This is a genomic window from Paraburkholderia sp. Ac-20342 (assembly GCF_017104985.1).
In the GTDB taxonomy this organism is placed as follows: Bacteria; Pseudomonadota; Gammaproteobacteria; order Burkholderiales; family Burkholderiaceae; genus Paraburkholderia.
On sequence record NZ_JAAGPQ010000023.1, the window covers coordinates 36,054 to 52,132 of the forward strand.

Below are 16,079 nucleotides of genomic sequence, written 5' to 3' on the forward strand. Positions count from 1 at the left end.
TGTAAAAATCAGGTGCTGCCGCATTGTATACGCCGACGCGTTCATGCCACGTCCTCGATGCCCACTCCTCGAAGTCTTCCAGCGGCGAGGGCTGTCACGCCCGTGTCACGATATGACCCGCCCAAGCCGTCGCGGAGCCTCTCCGGAAACCTTGAACTTCGACGGGTAGATTAGGTATCACAGCAATGGAAGCCGACGACTATGGCCTGTTTACATTCAATGAAATATGTTTACATCTTGTCTTTTGCGCGAGTGGGCCAAGATGATTCGAGCGTTAATGAGCGATGAAGTAGGGGCACGAATCGAATCTGTCTTGCCGGGCAAAGAAGGCGATCCAGGACGAACGGCGACCGACAATTGCTGGTTTGTCAAGGCTGTCCTCTGGATCGGCCGGACCGGTTGCCGAAGGCATTCGGCCGATGGCACACGGTGTACATGCGTTTTCCAGGTGGCGTCGCAAGGGTGCGTGGGAACGCGTGATACACGCAGTAGCTGACGAAACCGGGATCAGGCATGTGCTGATCGATTCGACCATCGTGCGCGCGCACCAGCACTCGTCCGGCGCTCGAAAAAAACGGACCGCACGCGCTCGCGAGGTGGACTGACCACCAGGTTGCACCTGACCGTCGATGACGCTGGCCGCCCTCTGCGGTTGATGGCCACCGAAGGGCAAGTTTCCGATATTTCGTGCGCGAATGAACTGGTTGAGCATTTGCGCACCGGCGCGATCATTGCCGACAAAGGCTACGATTCGAACGCCTTTGTGGAGCGTATCCGCAGTACGCATGCAAAGGCCGTAATCCCGCTGCGTTCGAACCGGAAAATCAGGCGTCGCTATAGCCGCGTGCTGTATCGGACCCGGAACATCGTCGAACGCTTTTTCAGTCGTATCAAACATTTTCGTCGCGTCGCCACTCGCTATGACAATCGCGCAGGGAACTATCTCGCCTTCGCTTCGCTTGCCTGTGCCTTTGGACTACTCGTGAGAATGTGAACAGAACCTAGTGTAATGAGTTAGAAATTCGTTGAACAATTTGCTGCCTGTCGTACCGTGTAGTGAGTGCGACGGACACGAAGAGGCGGCCATGAGCGGAAGACCCAAGGCGGAACTCGTGTTGAGCGAAGCGGAACGCGAGCAGCTCACGGCCCTGATGACGCGCCGCAAGACGGCGCAGGCGTTGGCATTGCGAGCGCGGATCGTGCTGGCCTGTGCCGAGGGCACCGACAACAGAACGGTCGTGGCGAAACTGCGGGTTACCCAGCAAACTGTCTCGAAGTGGCGTGGGCGCTACGCAATGCATCGGCTGGAGGCCTGCTTGACGCACCACGTTCGGGCGCATCCAGATCGATCGACGACGCACGTGTTGATGCCGCCCTCGCGCTTCTCTATTTGACACTGCATGACCACAACCGAGCATGGAAGAGCTTCGATTGAGATGCGCTCAACCGACTCTACGAACGCGGCCTAATCGGCGGTCCGGTCAATAAAGCAAAATCCGTGATCGTCACTGACGACGGTTTGCTCGAATCCGAACTCATCTTCAAGCAGCACTTCGTCATAGCTGGCAGCAAAACTGATTAATCAAACGAATTTCTAACTCACGACACTAGGGGTGCAACAGAGTTCGATGCCGTACATGCTCAAGGGCTATCCACTTAGCGCCAAAATTTATCACACTGAAAATGCAGTGCGCGTCGCGGAGGTATTCCAAGGGTGCCGATCCGTGTCTCCTGGCGCTTCGCACGGCAGAACCTGTTTTCGCTTTGATGCAATGTATGACGCATGTTTGCTGGTATTGGCAAGTGTCTTTACCAATGCGCGCAGTTTTGCGAATATCACCGACATGTCAAATCAACGCATCTCTGGAAATCCTTCCGGTCAGTGGCACAGCTATTCCGAATTAGCCCCCTCGCAGACCAACAACAACTCTGTGCCGTCCTCTGGCCGGCGTGCCAGCGCCGCTCAGTTTGGGGGCCTCGCCCCTGTCTCGCATCCGTCAACACTTCAGCCCAGCATGGTAAGCGGATCGTCTACCGCGTGGCTCCACGCATTCCGGAATTCTAGCGATGCTGGTGAACGCGCGCTGGCCGGAGCGGTCATATCAGCCATCCAGAACGGTTCGTTAGCCTTAGGCAGTCCCGCGTCACAAAGCGCCATGCGGGCGCAATACGGGCAACTGCTGGAAACGACTCATGGCACTGTCTCGCTCGTCGTCAATTTGAGGACGCGCGCCGACGGACACTTCGACCTTGTCTCAGCTGGCATGCGGGATTCAGCAAATCCAAACAGGCGGGTAATCATCTCTGCACCCCAGAACGCCAGCACTTCTGGGGCAGGCGCAACCGATCCCGAATTCGGCACCGTTGCTGCCTTTTGCCCCGTCACAAGCTCAAATGCCGCAGTTTCCTGTTCAGTATTCCGGAGTTCCGGTGGCCGGCTCGTCTTCTCAACCGTTGCAACCCGTGGTCGCTCTGCCTGCGTTTTCTCCATCGATCAGCCGGGGTATTACGCAAATCGTGAACGAATTGCCACGCTGGGAGCAGCAGGCAGCGCGCGCCGAGATCGAAACCAAACTGCGTTCCATGCCTGCGGACGAACAGCAAACTCTGCTTATGCACTTGAATACGCGACTCTCCGGAAAGGCAAGTGATACAAAGCCAGCCGTCATCCGGAATTGGGCTGCCACAGACTCAGTCGCCACGGTCATTGAAGGGCGCGACATGCGGACTGATCGCGAGCGCGAATTACAGACTGCTCTCGCAGATCAAAACAGTAATCCGGACTTCAGGATATCTCGCGATGAGGTATTGGGCATGCTACGGGGGGCTCAGAGAAGGGCTGCCATGCATATCGGTATCGGCCCATACGGAACCGGGACCCATTACGTTAGCGTCTTGTATTGGCGCGTTTTTCGCGATAGTCGGGGACCTGTGGCTGCGATAAACGATATCCGTGACTTGATCGCTCCGCTTAACGAACAGCAACGCTACCAAGCCATTAAGGATTGGATTCCCCGTTATCAGGATTTTTTTCGCGGCGTTCTTTTAACGATGCGGCACTAGGTAATCGGGGCTGTGTCACGTGAGGACCCTTAATGATTTCGTTCGTTGTTGGATTTGAGCTATAGGACTGGCGAGGTGGAGCGCAAAGCGTCCTAGTTGTCTGCAAGCGTACTAATAGACAAAAAAGCCTCATAGCTTGGTGTGGCTTGGAACGAAAAATACATATCAATGCAGGTAGGCCGATATCACAATAGATCGGTGCGCGTCGCGAAGATGATATGTGGCTTAATGCGTCCCCGCGATTTGGTTCATGTGATCGCTGGAATTATGCTGCTGGATGAGGGCGCACGCAGAATACGTTCGCGCAATTTGGCGAACATGCTGAAAAGTATTTGCAAGATTTGCTGCCATCTGAAGGCAGGGATTGCTGGTTCGATCCCAGTCGGGCGCCAAGCCTCATAAGGCTTTCAGCGATTTCGCTACTTCATCGATTTCCCCCAGTGCAGTGAAAATACAGTTAGCCGGCTGCCAGGTGCAGTTCCGTCTCGCTCGTATGCGGCACAACCCACTGCGCAAGATGATCCGCGCTCAGGTGTGCATACCGCTGCACCATCTCCAGCGTTTCCCACCCGCCCAATTCCTTCAGCACCTGTAGCGGCGTGCCGCGTTGCACATGCCAGCTCGCCCACGTGTGTCGCAGATCGCGCCAGCGGAAATCGCGGTTAAACATGCAGCATGAAAATATGCCCGAGACCCTGATTGGCTATGTGCGGTGCTCGACCGACAGACAGGATCTGACCGCCCAGCAGCGGGCGCTCATGGAACTGGGGGGCGCCCCGGACGCATCTACACGGATCGCGGCCTGACCGGTACCCATCGCGCACGCCCCGAACTCGATCAGGCTCTGGGCCGTACGTCGTGGCGATACGCTCATCGCCCCGAAGCTCGACCGGCTGACACGGTCGGTGCCGGATGCGCGCGACATCGCGGATTCGCTCGTCACGCGCGGCATGAAACTGGCAGTCGGGTTAAGCGTCTACGATCCGGCCGACCCAATGGGCAAGATGTCCTTCAACATCCCGGCGACGTTCGCGGAATTCGAAGCCGACCTGATCCGTCTGCGTATCCGCGAGGGGATGGCCATCGCACGAGCGAAGGGGAAGCTCCGTGGCAAGCAACCGAAGCTCTCCATCAAGCAGCAGAAGGAACTGCGCCGGATGCACGAAAGCGGCAAGCACTCGATCAGCGATCTGGCTGAATTGTTCTCGGTATCCCACCCGACCGTGTATCAGACGCTTGCACGTTTTCCGGAGCGTTGAGCGCTTTACAAATGCGCTGACCGTTTCGCCAAAACGGCATGCTTTTATTGAACGAAATCGATCTTCTTTTCCCCTGACACTACATCTCTTACCCAATCTTCATTATTTGCGAGGTATTCCTTATACCCACCATACGAATTTGCCAGTATTTTTCCATCGGCAACCCATTTATCCATCTTCTTTGAGAAAAAATCATTAAAATAAGGTGCCGAACAAGATATGTTACACCATGGGTCGCATATAATTATATCTTCACTCCATTTACTCATATCGCTCCCCATATCGAAACCCATGTAGTCAGGGTGCGATGGTGGCAGTACAGCTGCGAAAGCGTGTGTTCCAACAACCCCGACAATCCCGATCTTGACCGCCTTTAAATTATTCTTCAATAACATGTCGACTGCGAGTCGAGACAATTCACCACAGTTATGTGCTTTCGATTTTTTTATGTTATCCAAAGTATAATTTTTATATAGTTCACCCATTTGATTTGCCGCCTCACAAACCCTGCGTATTTCGGAGTCTCTTTCCGCGTGGAGTCGAATTTTGTTGCAGGACTTCAAATTTGGATGTTTGTAATATAAATTCCTTACATCCTCCAAGACTACTTGCGCGATGGCTCTTTTAGTCTCCAATGTCATGGGAGATTTCGAAAATACCGCATGGGGCATCGTTATTGTGCGTGTTTCGGCAGAAGGTTGAGCAGCAGTACCAGAAGTGTATGCCGTTTGAGCCGCTGGAGATTTGAGTTTGGGTGGCCGGTTTTGGGAAATCTGGTCGAACCGCGCGTCGGAGTACTGAGACCGTGACGATGACAACGCCGACGCCTGCGCGGGCGAAGACGACGACCCCAACGTATCGAGCGCATAGTCGTGCCCGTGAGAATCCACTAGTTTTGAATGAATGCAGCCCATTATCGTCCGACAACATCAGAGAAACTTTCAGCATGCACAATCCTCCGGCGCTGCACTATCGCTCTCGCGAAAAAAAGTTGCTCATTGCGAACGCTCTCGCCTGGGCCCTTCCAGTAAACCATTGCGTGATTCCTTTTTCGTGTTTTCCATAGATTTCACAATTAAATGGGGTCTATGGAACCCCGCGCGCTTCACTCCTCCGTCAAGCTCGTTCGCGAGGCTTAACTGACCTCCCTGTTCCATTGCTCCTCAGACCCCGAATAGAGCCGTGCGCCAAATGGCGTGAAGCGGGGGCTAGTACAACATCCCTCAAATAGCTTTAGTGTTAGGCACTTTCGGCCAAACTTGGTAACCAGGCTGGATGCCAGAACGCAAACCCTACCCAACAGATGTATCGGACGAGGAATGGAGCTTCGCCGCTCCGTACCTCGTCCTGATGAGCGAAGATGCGCCGCAGCGCCGCTATGAGCTGCGTGAAATGTTCAACGCATTGCGCTGGATAGCGCGCGCTGGTGCATCGTGGCGCATGCTGCCGACCAACTTCCCGCCGTGGGAGATGGTCTATCAGCAAACACAACGCTGGCTCAACGCGGGTTGCTTTGAGGCGATGGTCAACGATTTGCGTTCGGTGCTGCGCGTGGCGCAAGCGCGCCAGGGCCAGCCCAGTGCGGTGATTCTGGACGCACGTTGCAGTCCACATGCGAAAGCGGACCACGTGCGGGCTATGACGGACACAAGCGCAAGCGAGGCAGCAAGGTTCATATGGCCGTCGACACGTTGGGTCTGCTGCTTGCGGTACACATTACGCCCTCCAATGAGCAGGAACGTGCGCAGGTGGGTGAGCTTGCGCGCCAGGTCCAGCACGTCACGGGGCAGACCGTGAAACTCGCCTTTGCTGACCAGGGCTATACGGGCGACACGGCTGCGCAGGCTGCTCGCGACGAGGGAATGCAATTGCAGATCATCAAACTGCCCGGGACGAAGAAAGGATTCGTGCTATTGCCGCGTCGCTGGGTGGTTGAACGCAGCTTTGGCTGGCTGAACCGCTTCCGGCGGCTGGCACGCGATTACGAGCGCCTGCCCGAAACCCTTGCAGGCCTGCACTTCGTTGTCTTCGCCATGCTTATGCTCGTTCATGCTGTGCCAATTATCCAAAGTGCCTAACACGCTCTAGTCTGCCGCATCGTACTGGTGATAGCCGAGGTAGCCGTTATGGGTGTCCTCTACCTTGGTGATTCGCCGGTGCCCGTTCTCCTTCGCGACGAACACCACGAGGTTTTGCCTATCCTGTGGCTTCACGCCAAAAGTCACCGGTATAACGGCCACGCCATCGAGCATGATGGCGGGATGCACGAGCATCGTTTCAAGCCATACATGCGGGTCGAGATCCTGAACGCGCGTGAAGTAGTCGGCATCCCCACGGAGACGGTGGTGTTTGTAGTCGTCTCTCAACGTATCTACCGTGTTTTTCGACACGTAGCGATAGATGGCGTTGTCCGTTAGCTGAAAGTAGTGGGCATCGCGCGTGTCCTGCTTTCCGATGTACCAGGGGTAGAACTCCCGGACCGTCGCTTCGGGCGTCTCCGCCGCCACGGCGGACTGCATGATGCTCAAGCCCAGAACAACAGCCAGCAAGGTGAACGTGCGCAAGAAAATGTTTTTCATCGTCAGTCGTGTCGATAGATTTTGTCGGCGGGCCGGTTTTCACAAAGGAGTTCCACGGTATTGGATTGTCGTGCAAACGAGTAGTGGCAAACGGCCCTCGTAAACACAAACCGTGTCCCGATGAATAGCAAAGCGGTTGACCTGGCACGCCATGACCGTCGATCTACCTGATAGATCAGCCGCGAGGTACTGGCGACCAAACATTGCAGAAGGTGAACTCCCCGATATCTCTCTGCTCGCGCGAACGGGTATCTAAGCCAGCCCGTTCAGCAGACACTCGCATTTTCCTGTTCACATTCCCATCCAACGTTCCCACTCCCCCGCGAAAACCCACCTTGAGACGCCCGCGCCATTTATCGAGCGTTTCCCACGTTCTCCGCTTCGCCGCCTCCTTTTACAGTGAGCCATCGATTGCGTGAACGCAACAACCGCTGCCGCGCCGGTCAAGCACATCACGGCCGGCTCGCGAGTCGCTCGCGCCAGCTAGTCGATCGGCTCGATCTATCGAACGAAGGCGGCGGGACGCGCACAGCGTCCCGCCATTAACAGAAAATCCTCATAAGCCGTGCAGCGACACGACGAGCAGCACAGCAACGACAATCGCCACCACGTCTTCAATCAGCGCCGCCGGTGCATCGCGCCCGAACATTCGCGCCAGCGCGCCGCGCGCCTTGGCCCCGCCGAGCGTGCCGATGATCGCACCGACCGCACCGAGCACCGCCCCGAGTACGCCGACGATCGCACCACCCGCGAGACCACCATGCGCCCCGCTGATCGCCGCGCCGCTCAACGCACCGAGCACGATGCGCGCGCCGAACTGCAGCGGCACCTTGCGGCTCGGTGTTTCGGGCAACTGATCGGTAATCAGTTCGACCACGGCCAGCACGGTGAAGATATACGGGGTGGCAGCAAAACCGAAAAAAGCGAGCGGCGTGCCTTGCAAGGGCAGCCATCCCAGACGCGCGGCCCAACTGACGGCGGTGGGTGCAATCATGGCGCGCAGGCCGGCGACGACACCGATGAGCAAAGCCAGAACATACACGGACATAGCGGGCTCCCGATCGAGGGTAATGACGTACGGTTGAACGAGCCGACGCCTTCACTCGCGCGCCGGCGGAACATGTCGATCATTCCATCTGAACAGTCAACTTCTCGCTACACATCGAGGCAACCGCCGTAGCCGCCCGTCACCGTCCCCTCCCTGCCGCTTCACGCCGCGCGCCCGTTATCGTCCAGGCGTCGCCGCGCCGGTGCTCGCCCTCTTCGATGCGGCCCTAGTGTCGCACAATTCTTCTGAACAAAATCTGACGCGACGATATACGGTCGCCGTCAACGATGCTAATTTATCCAGCTCACAAGAAAATCTAATGCCTGCACCATGAGACCGTATCTTCCGCTGAACGCGTTGCGCGCCTTCGAATCGTCCGCGCGACATCTGAGCTTCACGCGCGCCGCGCTCGAACTGAACGTGACCCAGGCTGCCGTCAGCCAGCAGGTCCGCTCGCTCGAAGAACGGCTCGGCACCGCGTTGTTCAAGCGTCTGCCGCGCGGCCTCGCGATGACCGAAGAAGGTCTCGCGCTGCGCCCGGTACTCTCCGATGCATTCGATCGCATCGAGGCCGTACTCAGGCGGTTCGACGGCGGTCACTTTCATGAGGTGCTGAGGGTCGGCGTGGTGGGCACGTTTGCGGTCGGCTGGCTGATGCCGCGGCTCAAATCGTTTCGCGACGCGCATCCGTTCGTCGAACTGCAACTGCTGACGAACAACAACCTCGTCGATCTCGCGACCGAGGGCCTCGATTTCGCGATCCGTTTCGGCGACGGCACATGGCCCGGCTCGCTCGCGACAAAACTGCTCGACGCGCCGCTCACGCTGCTCTGCACGCCGGAGACCGCCGCGCGTCTCGCGCGACCCGACGATCTCGCCAACGAAACCTTGCTGCGCTCCTATCGCGTGGACGACTGGATGAGCTGGTTTGCCGCCGCCGGCATCGCGCCGCGGCCGGTGCGCGGGCCGGTGTTCGATTCGTCGCGGCTGATGGCGGAAGCCGCGATGCAGGGCGCAGGCATCGCACTCGCGCCCGCACTGATGTTCGAGCATGAGATCAACACGGGACGTCTCGTGCGCCCGTTCGACGTGGAAGTCCAGGCGGGCAGCTACTGGCTGACCTGTCTGAAGAGCAAGCCGATGACACCGGCAATGGTGCTATTCAGTCAATGGATCACAAAGGCCGCGGCCGCTTAGGGATTTGCATGATTTGCATCTCGAGGCCCGAAGCTTGTGCCGACTTGAAACTGCTTGAGACTACTTGAAACTAGCAGGCGGGCACCGCGCGGCATTGTCCGCTCATTGCAGGCCGCTCGGCTTGCGGCGGAAACACGTTCCATGAGCCGTCGCCGTGACGGAAGAAGAAGATCGACAGCAGTCCTTCGGGCTTCAGCGCCTCGACGCAGACATAACGCTGCGAGGTGCGATGGCAGAACCGCACGACGCGCGCGGGCGTCGACGGCGTTGGCGCGAGCCATTTGTCGACGGCCCAGCGCAAGGTTTTTTCGACGGCAACCATGATGCTCTCCTCGAATCTTCTGCTGCTGCGCGCGCGGCCCCGATTGCGCTACGTTCACGCGAGTTGCGCGACGCGCGCACTACGTCCGCGGCTTTTTGCACCGTTGCTCGCCCCGCTTTCGACGAACGCCTTCACGAGACACATCAGCGCGCGCATACCCGTACGCGGATGGCGCAGGCAGCAATGCACCTGTTCGCTGCGGCTTTCGCCGAGCAGGCACCATGCGCAGAAGTGTTCGCAGTTATTGGTCAGCAGGCGGTAGCGGTTTTCGCCGAGACGCGAACGCGCGCGGCGCACCGCTTCGTCGCCGGCATAGCGGGCGCTCGGCGTCGGACGAATCGACAGCGGATGACCGGCCGCGAAGCGCGCGATCTCCACTTCCTCGACCGGCCCGCGATGCGCCGAACTCGCAAAGCCCGCGTAATGAACGACGCGGCCGTTGCCGACATAGATGCCGTGATGTTCGTAGCCGTTGCGTTGCGTGACGAGATGCGCGCCGATCGGCAGATCGATCGTCGATGATGCGTCACTGCGTTGCCGGCTTTCCTTGCCTGTATCGAGCGTGCGGGTGTTCATGGCTGGCCTCGTTCGGATTTCCAACACGGTTGCGACAGCTTTTCGCATCATCCGGGCCATGCATGGAAAAGCCCTTGTTTACAGGGTTTTCGGCTGATTTCGGATTTTCTGAAGGGTGAGGATGTCGGCGGCAAGCCGACAGGATTCGCGTCGATATGTTGGCGCGCGGCGCTCTTTTGCGGCACTCGTAGGAGCGCGTACCGCGCGGCAGGCCGGCCTCGGGAAAAACACCAGGAAGTCGTTCGACGTGTTGGGGCACACACCGATTCGAATGCGCGTGTGTTGGCCGCAGGCCGACTCATTGCCATTGGCGTCGTCCCTTGCATCACGCACGGCGTCCGGAATCGCCCGACAGTCAACGCACGGCCCGAAATGCGCGGCGCTCGGCACACATTGGCATGGCACTTGCATCGTTGTCCGCAACATCCTTCAACCGCGCGCGTTGCACACGCGGCGAACCGGAGAACGCCATGTCCCGCATCACAGTCGATGATCTCCCGCTGAACCTCGCGCTCGACCGCAAGGCGATGGCCGCGATTCGCGGCGGCGGTGGCGCGCCGTGGGTATATGGCTGGATTCAGCCCTACGTGCCGCAAACGCCGAGCATCGGACCCGTCGTCAATCTGTACGAGGTGTCCAACAACTTCTATGCTAACCAGATGATCAACCAGTTCCAGTCGGTCGACGTGCGCAACACCGGCTCGAACTCGAACATCAACGTCTCTCCCGACGCACGCAGCAGAAACGATATGGTGTAGCCGTTGTGACCTGTGCGAGCCCATTTCGCTGGACGTCGTCCGCGCGCTCCGACGCGGGACGCGTACGCGAAATCAACGAAGACGCCTGCCTCGATCTGCCCGAAGCCGGCCGCTGGGCCGTCGCCGACGGCATGGGCGGGCACGCGGTCGGCGATCTCGCGAGCCGCACCGTGATCGAAGCGTTGAGCCGGCTCGCGGCGCCGCGCAGCATCAGAACCCTGATCGCCGATACGCGCGCGCGGCTGCAAGGCGCGAACCGCCAGCTACGCGACGAGGCCGCGCGCCGCCGGGTGCAGCGAATCGGCAGCACCGTGGTCGTGCTGCTCGCGTACGATCGTTTTTGCGGCTACGTATGGGCAGGCGACAGCCGCATCTATCTGTATCGCGCGGGACAGTTGCGGCAACTCACGCGCGATCACAGCCATGTCGAGGAGTTGCGCTCGCTCGGCGTCATCACCGAGGAAGAAGCGCGCCATCATCCCGCGCAGCACATGATTACGCGCGCGGTCGGCGCAACGGACCTGCTCGAACTCGACGACGATGCCATCGAAGTCGCCGACGGCGACCTGTTCCTGCTGTGCAGCGACGGCCTCAGCAACGAACTGAGCGACGCCGACATCGCCGGCGTGCTGACGTCCACCGAGCGCGAGAACGTATGCGGAGCCCTGGTCGAACTCGCGCTCGCACGCGGCGGACGCGACAATATCACGGCCGTGGTCGTCGAAGCGCAAGACCCGAATGCGTCGGAGAAGACCTTATTGAATCCCGCGCCGTGAGCGCGGCTTTTCTTGCGCTTTTGCGTGCGGTTCCGGATCGCGTTGGAGCCGACCGGACTTCAGGCTTCGCCGTCTTCTTCCTCTGGCTCGTCGCTGCCGTTCTGTTTTCCCGCCGGTACATTGCGATTGCGATAATCCTTCGAATGCAGTCCATGCTTTTTGAGCAGCATCTGCAGATGCGAGCGGTTCATGTCGATCCGTCTCGCCAGTTCGGCAACGGTGCCGCTCACCTCGCGCAGTCCACGTTCGAGAAACGCCTTTTCGGCGTCGTCGCTCGCGGCGCGCTTCGCGTCGCTCAACGACATCAGATTCGCGACGCTGATCGGCTGTGCGCCGTTTGCGTGCATGCCATCATCCGCGGCGGCCGTCGTGGAACCAGGCGCAGCGGGCCGCATATCGAGCGGCAGATGATCGACGTCGGCCATCTCGCCCGCGAGACATGAAATGCGGTACATCACGTTGCGCAATTCGCGGATATTGCCGGGATACGCATAGCTCAACAAAAAGTCCCGCAAACGCGGCGTCAATCTGACGGGCCGGCGCTTCAGGCTGCCGGCCGCCTCGTCGCCGAACCATGCGATCAGCAGCGGTATTTCATCGCGACGCTCGCGCAATGGCGGCAGCGTTACGTGAATCACGCTGAGCCGATAGAACAGATCCTCGCGAAATTTGCCCTCTTCGCTGAGCTTGCGCAGATTGCGATTGGTCGCCGCGACAATGCGCGTATCGACCGCAATCGTTTCGTCGGACCCGACACGCTGAATCTCGTGCGCTTCGAGCACACGCAGCAGTTTCACCTGCCCCGCCAGCGGCAATTCGCCGATCTCGTCGAGAAAGATCGTCCCCGTATGCGCGCTTTCGAATTTGCCCTTGCGATCATTCGATGCGCCCGTGAACGCGCCCTTGCGATGACCGAACAGTTCCGATTCAAGCAGGTTGTCTGGAATCGCGCCGCAATTCACGGAGATAAACGGCTTGTCCGCACGCGCGCCATTCGCGTGAATCACTTTTGCCATCAACTCCTTGCCGGTGCCGCTCTCGCCGTCGATCAACACGGGCAAATCGGTCGGCGCCGCTTTCTCGGCGATTTCGAGCGATTCAAGCAGGCGCGGATTGTCACCGAACGTTCCCTCGAAAATAAAGCTGCGTTCGAGCAATGCCTTGCGGCGCGCGCCGCGCGATTGATCCGCGGACTCCTGCGGCTCGGCGGCCACGGCCGCCTGCACGAAACGCTCCTTGTGCGAAAGCTGCATCACTTCGTCGCGCAGCGAGGTGGCTTGCCTGAGCAGCTTGTCGATATCCGCGCGTTCGAGCCGCGACGACCAGCGCAACGTCGAGCGCAGAATCTCGATCCGCTCGATCAGCCCTGCATACGAAATCGCGGGACTGGCCTCTTCCGTCTGATCGAGTATCTTCATCATGATGCACTCAACTGTTTCTGCACGAGCTGGTAATACATGCCGCCGCGTTGAATCAGTTCTTCGTGGCGGCCCTGTTCGACAATCGCGCCTTCATACAGCACGAGAATCTTGTCCGCGCGCATGATCGTGCTGAGCCGGTGCGCGATGATTATCGCAGTGCGGCCTCGCAGAATGTCGTGCATATTGCCGAGAATATTGCTCTCCGATTGCGAGTCGAGCGCCGAGGTCGCTTCGTCGAATACGAGCAGACGCGGATCGTGATAAAGCGCGCGTGCAATACAGAGCCGCTGGATCTGCCCGCCCGACAACCCGATACCGCGCTCGCCGACGATCTGCTCATAACCGAGCGGCATCTTGCTGATAAAGCCATGCGCGTCGGCCATCTTCGCGACTTCCTCGATGCGGCGGCGCTCGGGCGCATCGTCGCCGCTCGCGATGTTCTCGGCAATCGTGCCGGAAAAGAGCAGATTGCTTTGCATCACGTAGCCGATCTGCGCACGGAAATAGTTCTTGTCGATCACACCGGCATCGTAGCCGTCGATCGTCATCTTGCCTTCGGTTGGCTGATAGAAGCCGACCAGCAGTTTCGCGAGCGTCGTCTTGCCCGAACCGCTGCGCCCGACTATCGCCACCAGTTCGCCGGGCTTGATGTCGAAGCTGATGTTTTCGAGCACATAAGCCGAATCGTCTTCGCCATAGCGGAAATAGACGCCGCTCAGGCTGATTTCGCCTTGCAGTTCCGGCAGCATGACTCGCGAAGGCAAGTCCTGCGGCTTCTGTTCGGGCTCGATGTCGAGCACGTCGCCAAGCCGCTCCATCGCCACGCCCGCGTCGTTGAGCATGCTCCACAGGCCGACGAGCCCCATCAATGGACCCAGTACGCTGCCCATGAATGCATTGAACGCGATCAACTGACCAATCGACAATTCATGCGCGAGCACCAGATTCGCGCCGACCCATAGAATCGCGATCGTCGTCGCCGCATTGAGCAACTGGCTGCCGAAGCTGACGAGAATACCGAAAGCATGCGCGCGATACTGCAATTCGAGCGCCTTCGCGTACTTCTTCTCCCAACGCAGCCGCACGGGCCGTTCGATGCCCATACCCTTGATGGTCTCGACACCGGAGAGCGCTTCCATCAGGAACGACTTTGCCTCGGTCGACGCGGTGAACACCTCGCGCGCATAGGACTTGATCTTCGGCGTCGCGATAACGGTCAAGGCCATGATCGGAATCACGAACGCGATCAAGACGAGCGTCATCTTCACGTTGTAGACGAACATGATCGTGAAGTAGATGAAGATCATCAGCAGATTCAGCGCGGTGGTCACGGTCGACTCGGTCAGAAACGCACGAATCGTCTGGTTCTCCTGAAAGCGCGCGAAGATATCGCCGGTTTTTCGCTTCGCGAAGAACGAGAACGGCAGCGACAACGTATGCTTGAAGAATTGCGACATCATCGCGAAGTCCATGTTACGCACCATGAAATTCGCGAGATAGGCGCGAATCGTCGACATCAATTGCGAGAACACGTTGGAAATAATCAGGCCGCCGATTAGCAGATGCAGCAAGCTCACGTTCTGATGCACGACCACGCCGTCGAGAATGTTCTGGATAATCAGCGGCGGGATCACGCCCAATACCTGAATCACGAAGGTCGCGAGAAACAGGTAGCCGAGTATCGTCCGGTATGGCTTCAGGTAGCCGACAAAACGTATCCACGGCGAGCGCGCGGCCGACATCTGCAATAGCTGCGGCCCACCGGTAAACAGCAGACACGTACCGCTCCAGCCGCGCTCGAACTCCTCCACCGTGAGTTTTCTGAAGCCGAGCGCCGGGTCGGCCAGCCACACATACTCTTTCGAAAGCCCGTACACGACGACGTAGTGATAGCCTTCCCAATGCACGATGAACGGCAGATCGAAGCCGCGCAGCGAATCGAACGTGCATTGCACGCCGCGTGTCGCAAAGCCGAGCGATTCGCCGGCGCGCGCGAGGCTGTCGAGCGTCGCGCCTTGCGTCGTTACGTTCGCGAGTTCGCGCAGCTTGCCGAGCGTCATCGGAATGCCGTAGTGGCGGCAGATCATCGCGAGACACGCGGCACCGCAATCCATTTCCTCGGCCTGCTCGACGAGCGCAAAGCGCTTGATGATCTTCTCGCCGAATTCCGGCTTGCTCCGCAAATCGAGCATCAACGGCAGCTTGCGGCGCTGCTCCAGGCGCTTTTGCCGCTGCAATTCGCGGTCGCCATAACGGATGCGTTCGTCGAGTACTTCGCGCAGCTTCGGATTGCGTTCGAGAATGAAATGCACCGTGCGTTCGGGGATCACGAGCAAACGCGTGTCGGTGGACGCGACGACCGAAGCCATCTGCTCCTGGCGCATCAGGCACGCCTTTTCGCCGAATATCTCGCCCTCGCCGAGCGTCGCGAGCGTGTAATCGCGCCCTTCCTCGTGCCGGACGATGCGAACCTCGCCTTGCCGCACCACATAGAGACGGCGATCGTCACGGCCATCCTGCCTGAGAATCTCCTTGCCGGCAGACACTTTCTTCGCACCGACGCTGCGCACGTATTCTTCGAGTTCGGCCTTGTTCAGCTTGCCGCGCAGATCGAACAGTTGCGCGACGAAGCCGCCCGCCGAATTGATCGCAACATAGCTCGCAACGAACGCCAACGCCGCCTGATTGCCGGCCATCACCGGCTCGATCGCCGTGCGCGGAATAAACAGCAATTCGGTTTTTGCCGAAGCACGCACCGACGCTTCGTGGATATACGTGCGCAACATCGCGATGTCGGCGAAGATCTCGCCCGACTTGCGCACGCCCATGCTGGTTTCCTTGCCATGCTCCTCGGTAAAGATGCGCACGGAACCGGAGCGGATCACATACAGACCATCGGCAACTTCGCCGGTCGAGCAGACCGTTTCACCGAACGAATAGAAACGTGCCTGCGCATACTCGGCGAGCCGCTCGATCTCGTCGCGCGAGAACGGCGACAGTATTTCCACCGAGGCCAGAAATTCGGCGGTGGAAGGCGCGGTCTGGGGAGCGTCCATGGGCGTCGAATTCGAATCGGGCGA

The 16,079-nt window shown here is 58.9% G+C and carries 12 protein-coding genes and 5 pseudogenes; 9 read left to right on the forward strand and 8 right to left on the reverse strand.

The window, feature by feature from the left end; all coding sequences use genetic code 11:
- Positions 1 to 523: 523 nt before the first annotated feature.
- From G3N58_RS34160 to G3N58_RS12320, 4 genes and pseudogenes are all read left to right on the forward strand, one after another.
- A pseudogene (locus tag G3N58_RS34160) lies at positions 524 to 994 on the forward strand (IS5 family transposase); the annotation flags it as partial.
- Positions 995 to 1,085: 91 nt separating this feature from the next.
- Positions 1,086 to 1,381, forward strand: a pseudogene (locus G3N58_RS12315) (helix-turn-helix domain-containing protein); the annotation flags it as partial.
- 9 nt (positions 1,382 to 1,390) lie between these two features.
- A pseudogene (locus tag G3N58_RS34165) lies at positions 1,391 to 1,582 on the forward strand (DUF6429 family protein).
- 812 nt (positions 1,583 to 2,394) lie between these two features.
- Positions 2,395 to 3,063: a hypothetical protein gene (locus G3N58_RS12320; protein ID WP_205999276.1), complete on the forward strand. Its 669-nt coding sequence runs from the start codon at positions 2,395 to 2,397 to the stop codon at positions 3,061 to 3,063.
- A 457-nt stretch (positions 3,064 to 3,520) separates the two neighbouring features.
- On the opposite strand, the pseudogene G3N58_RS12325 reads toward G3N58_RS12320, so the two are convergent.
- Positions 3,521 to 3,724 (reverse strand): annotated as a pseudogene (locus tag G3N58_RS12325) (tyrosine-type recombinase/integrase); the annotation flags it as partial.
- A 175-nt stretch (positions 3,725 to 3,899) separates the two neighbouring features.
- On the opposite strand from G3N58_RS12325, the gene G3N58_RS34635 reads away from it, so the two are divergent.
- On the forward strand, positions 3,900 to 4,322 hold the full coding sequence (locus tag G3N58_RS34635; protein ID WP_346778267.1) for a recombinase family protein: 423 nt from the start codon (positions 3,900 to 3,902) through the stop codon (positions 4,320 to 4,322).
- 44 nt (positions 4,323 to 4,366) lie between these two features.
- Here the strand turns inward: G3N58_RS34635 and G3N58_RS12335 are convergent, their stop codons facing one another.
- A complete protein-coding gene (locus G3N58_RS12335) occupies positions 4,367 to 4,963 on the reverse strand; it encodes a hypothetical protein (protein WP_205999277.1) in 597 nt (198 codons plus the stop codon).
- A gap of 634 nt (positions 4,964 to 5,597) precedes the next feature.
- Here G3N58_RS12335 and G3N58_RS12340 point away from each other — a divergent pair.
- A pseudogene (locus tag G3N58_RS12340) lies at positions 5,598 to 6,400 on the forward strand (IS5 family transposase).
- A gap of 6 nt (positions 6,401 to 6,406) precedes the next feature.
- On the opposite strand, the gene G3N58_RS12345 reads toward G3N58_RS12340, so the two are convergent.
- Both G3N58_RS12345 and G3N58_RS12350 read right to left on the reverse strand, forming a co-directional pair.
- On the reverse strand, positions 6,407 to 6,901 hold the full coding sequence (locus G3N58_RS12345) for a DUF3828 domain-containing protein (RefSeq protein ID WP_205999278.1): 495 nt from the start codon (positions 6,899 to 6,901) through the stop codon (positions 6,407 to 6,409).
- A gap of 556 nt (positions 6,902 to 7,457) precedes the next feature.
- Positions 7,458 to 7,949 carry a DUF4126 domain-containing protein gene (locus G3N58_RS12350; protein WP_167042577.1) on the reverse strand — a complete coding sequence of 164 codons (492 nt, stop codon included), beginning with the start codon at positions 7,947 to 7,949 and terminating at the stop codon, positions 7,458 to 7,460.
- Between the two features lie 330 nt (positions 7,950 to 8,279).
- Here G3N58_RS12350 and G3N58_RS12355 point away from each other — a divergent pair, with 330 nt between their 5' ends.
- Entirely contained in the window at positions 8,280 to 9,146 is an 867-nt protein-coding gene (locus G3N58_RS12355; protein ID WP_167042579.1) for a LysR family transcriptional regulator, read from the forward strand.
- 70 nt (positions 9,147 to 9,216) lie between these two features.
- Here the strand turns inward: G3N58_RS12355 and G3N58_RS12360 are convergent, their stop codons facing one another.
- Positions 9,217 to 9,468 carry a hypothetical protein gene (locus G3N58_RS12360; RefSeq protein ID WP_167042581.1) on the reverse strand — a complete coding sequence of 84 codons (252 nt, stop codon included), beginning with the start codon at positions 9,466 to 9,468 and terminating at the stop codon, positions 9,217 to 9,219.
- A 54-nt stretch (positions 9,469 to 9,522) separates the two neighbouring features.
- Complete coding sequence (locus G3N58_RS12365; RefSeq protein WP_167042583.1) at positions 9,523 to 10,044, reverse strand: lecithin retinol acyltransferase family protein; 522 nt, start codon at positions 10,042 to 10,044, stop codon at positions 9,523 to 9,525.
- Positions 10,045 to 10,514: 470 nt separating this feature from the next.
- Between G3N58_RS12365 and G3N58_RS12370 the strand changes: the two genes are divergently transcribed.
- Positions 10,515 to 10,802: a hypothetical protein gene (locus G3N58_RS12370; RefSeq protein ID WP_167042585.1), complete on the forward strand. Its 288-nt coding sequence runs from the start codon at positions 10,515 to 10,517 to the stop codon at positions 10,800 to 10,802.
- Between the two features lie 5 nt (positions 10,803 to 10,807).
- A complete protein-coding gene (locus G3N58_RS12375) occupies positions 10,808 to 11,578 on the forward strand; it encodes a protein phosphatase 2C domain-containing protein (protein WP_205989350.1) in 771 nt (256 codons plus the stop codon).
- Positions 11,579 to 11,637: 59 nt separating this feature from the next.
- Here the strand turns inward: G3N58_RS12375 and G3N58_RS12380 are convergent, their stop codons facing one another.
- Positions 11,638 to 12,999 carry a sigma 54-interacting transcriptional regulator gene (locus tag G3N58_RS12380; protein ID WP_205999279.1) on the reverse strand — a complete coding sequence of 454 codons (1,362 nt, stop codon included), beginning with the start codon at positions 12,997 to 12,999 and terminating at the stop codon, positions 11,638 to 11,640.
- Positions 12,996 to 16,055 carry a peptidase domain-containing ABC transporter gene (locus G3N58_RS12385; RefSeq protein ID WP_205999280.1) on the reverse strand — a complete coding sequence of 1,020 codons (3,060 nt, stop codon included), beginning with the start codon at positions 16,053 to 16,055 and terminating at the stop codon, positions 12,996 to 12,998. Before G3N58_RS12385 ends, G3N58_RS12380 begins: the two co-directional genes overlap by 4 nt.
- Positions 16,056 to 16,079 lie beyond the last annotated feature (24 nt).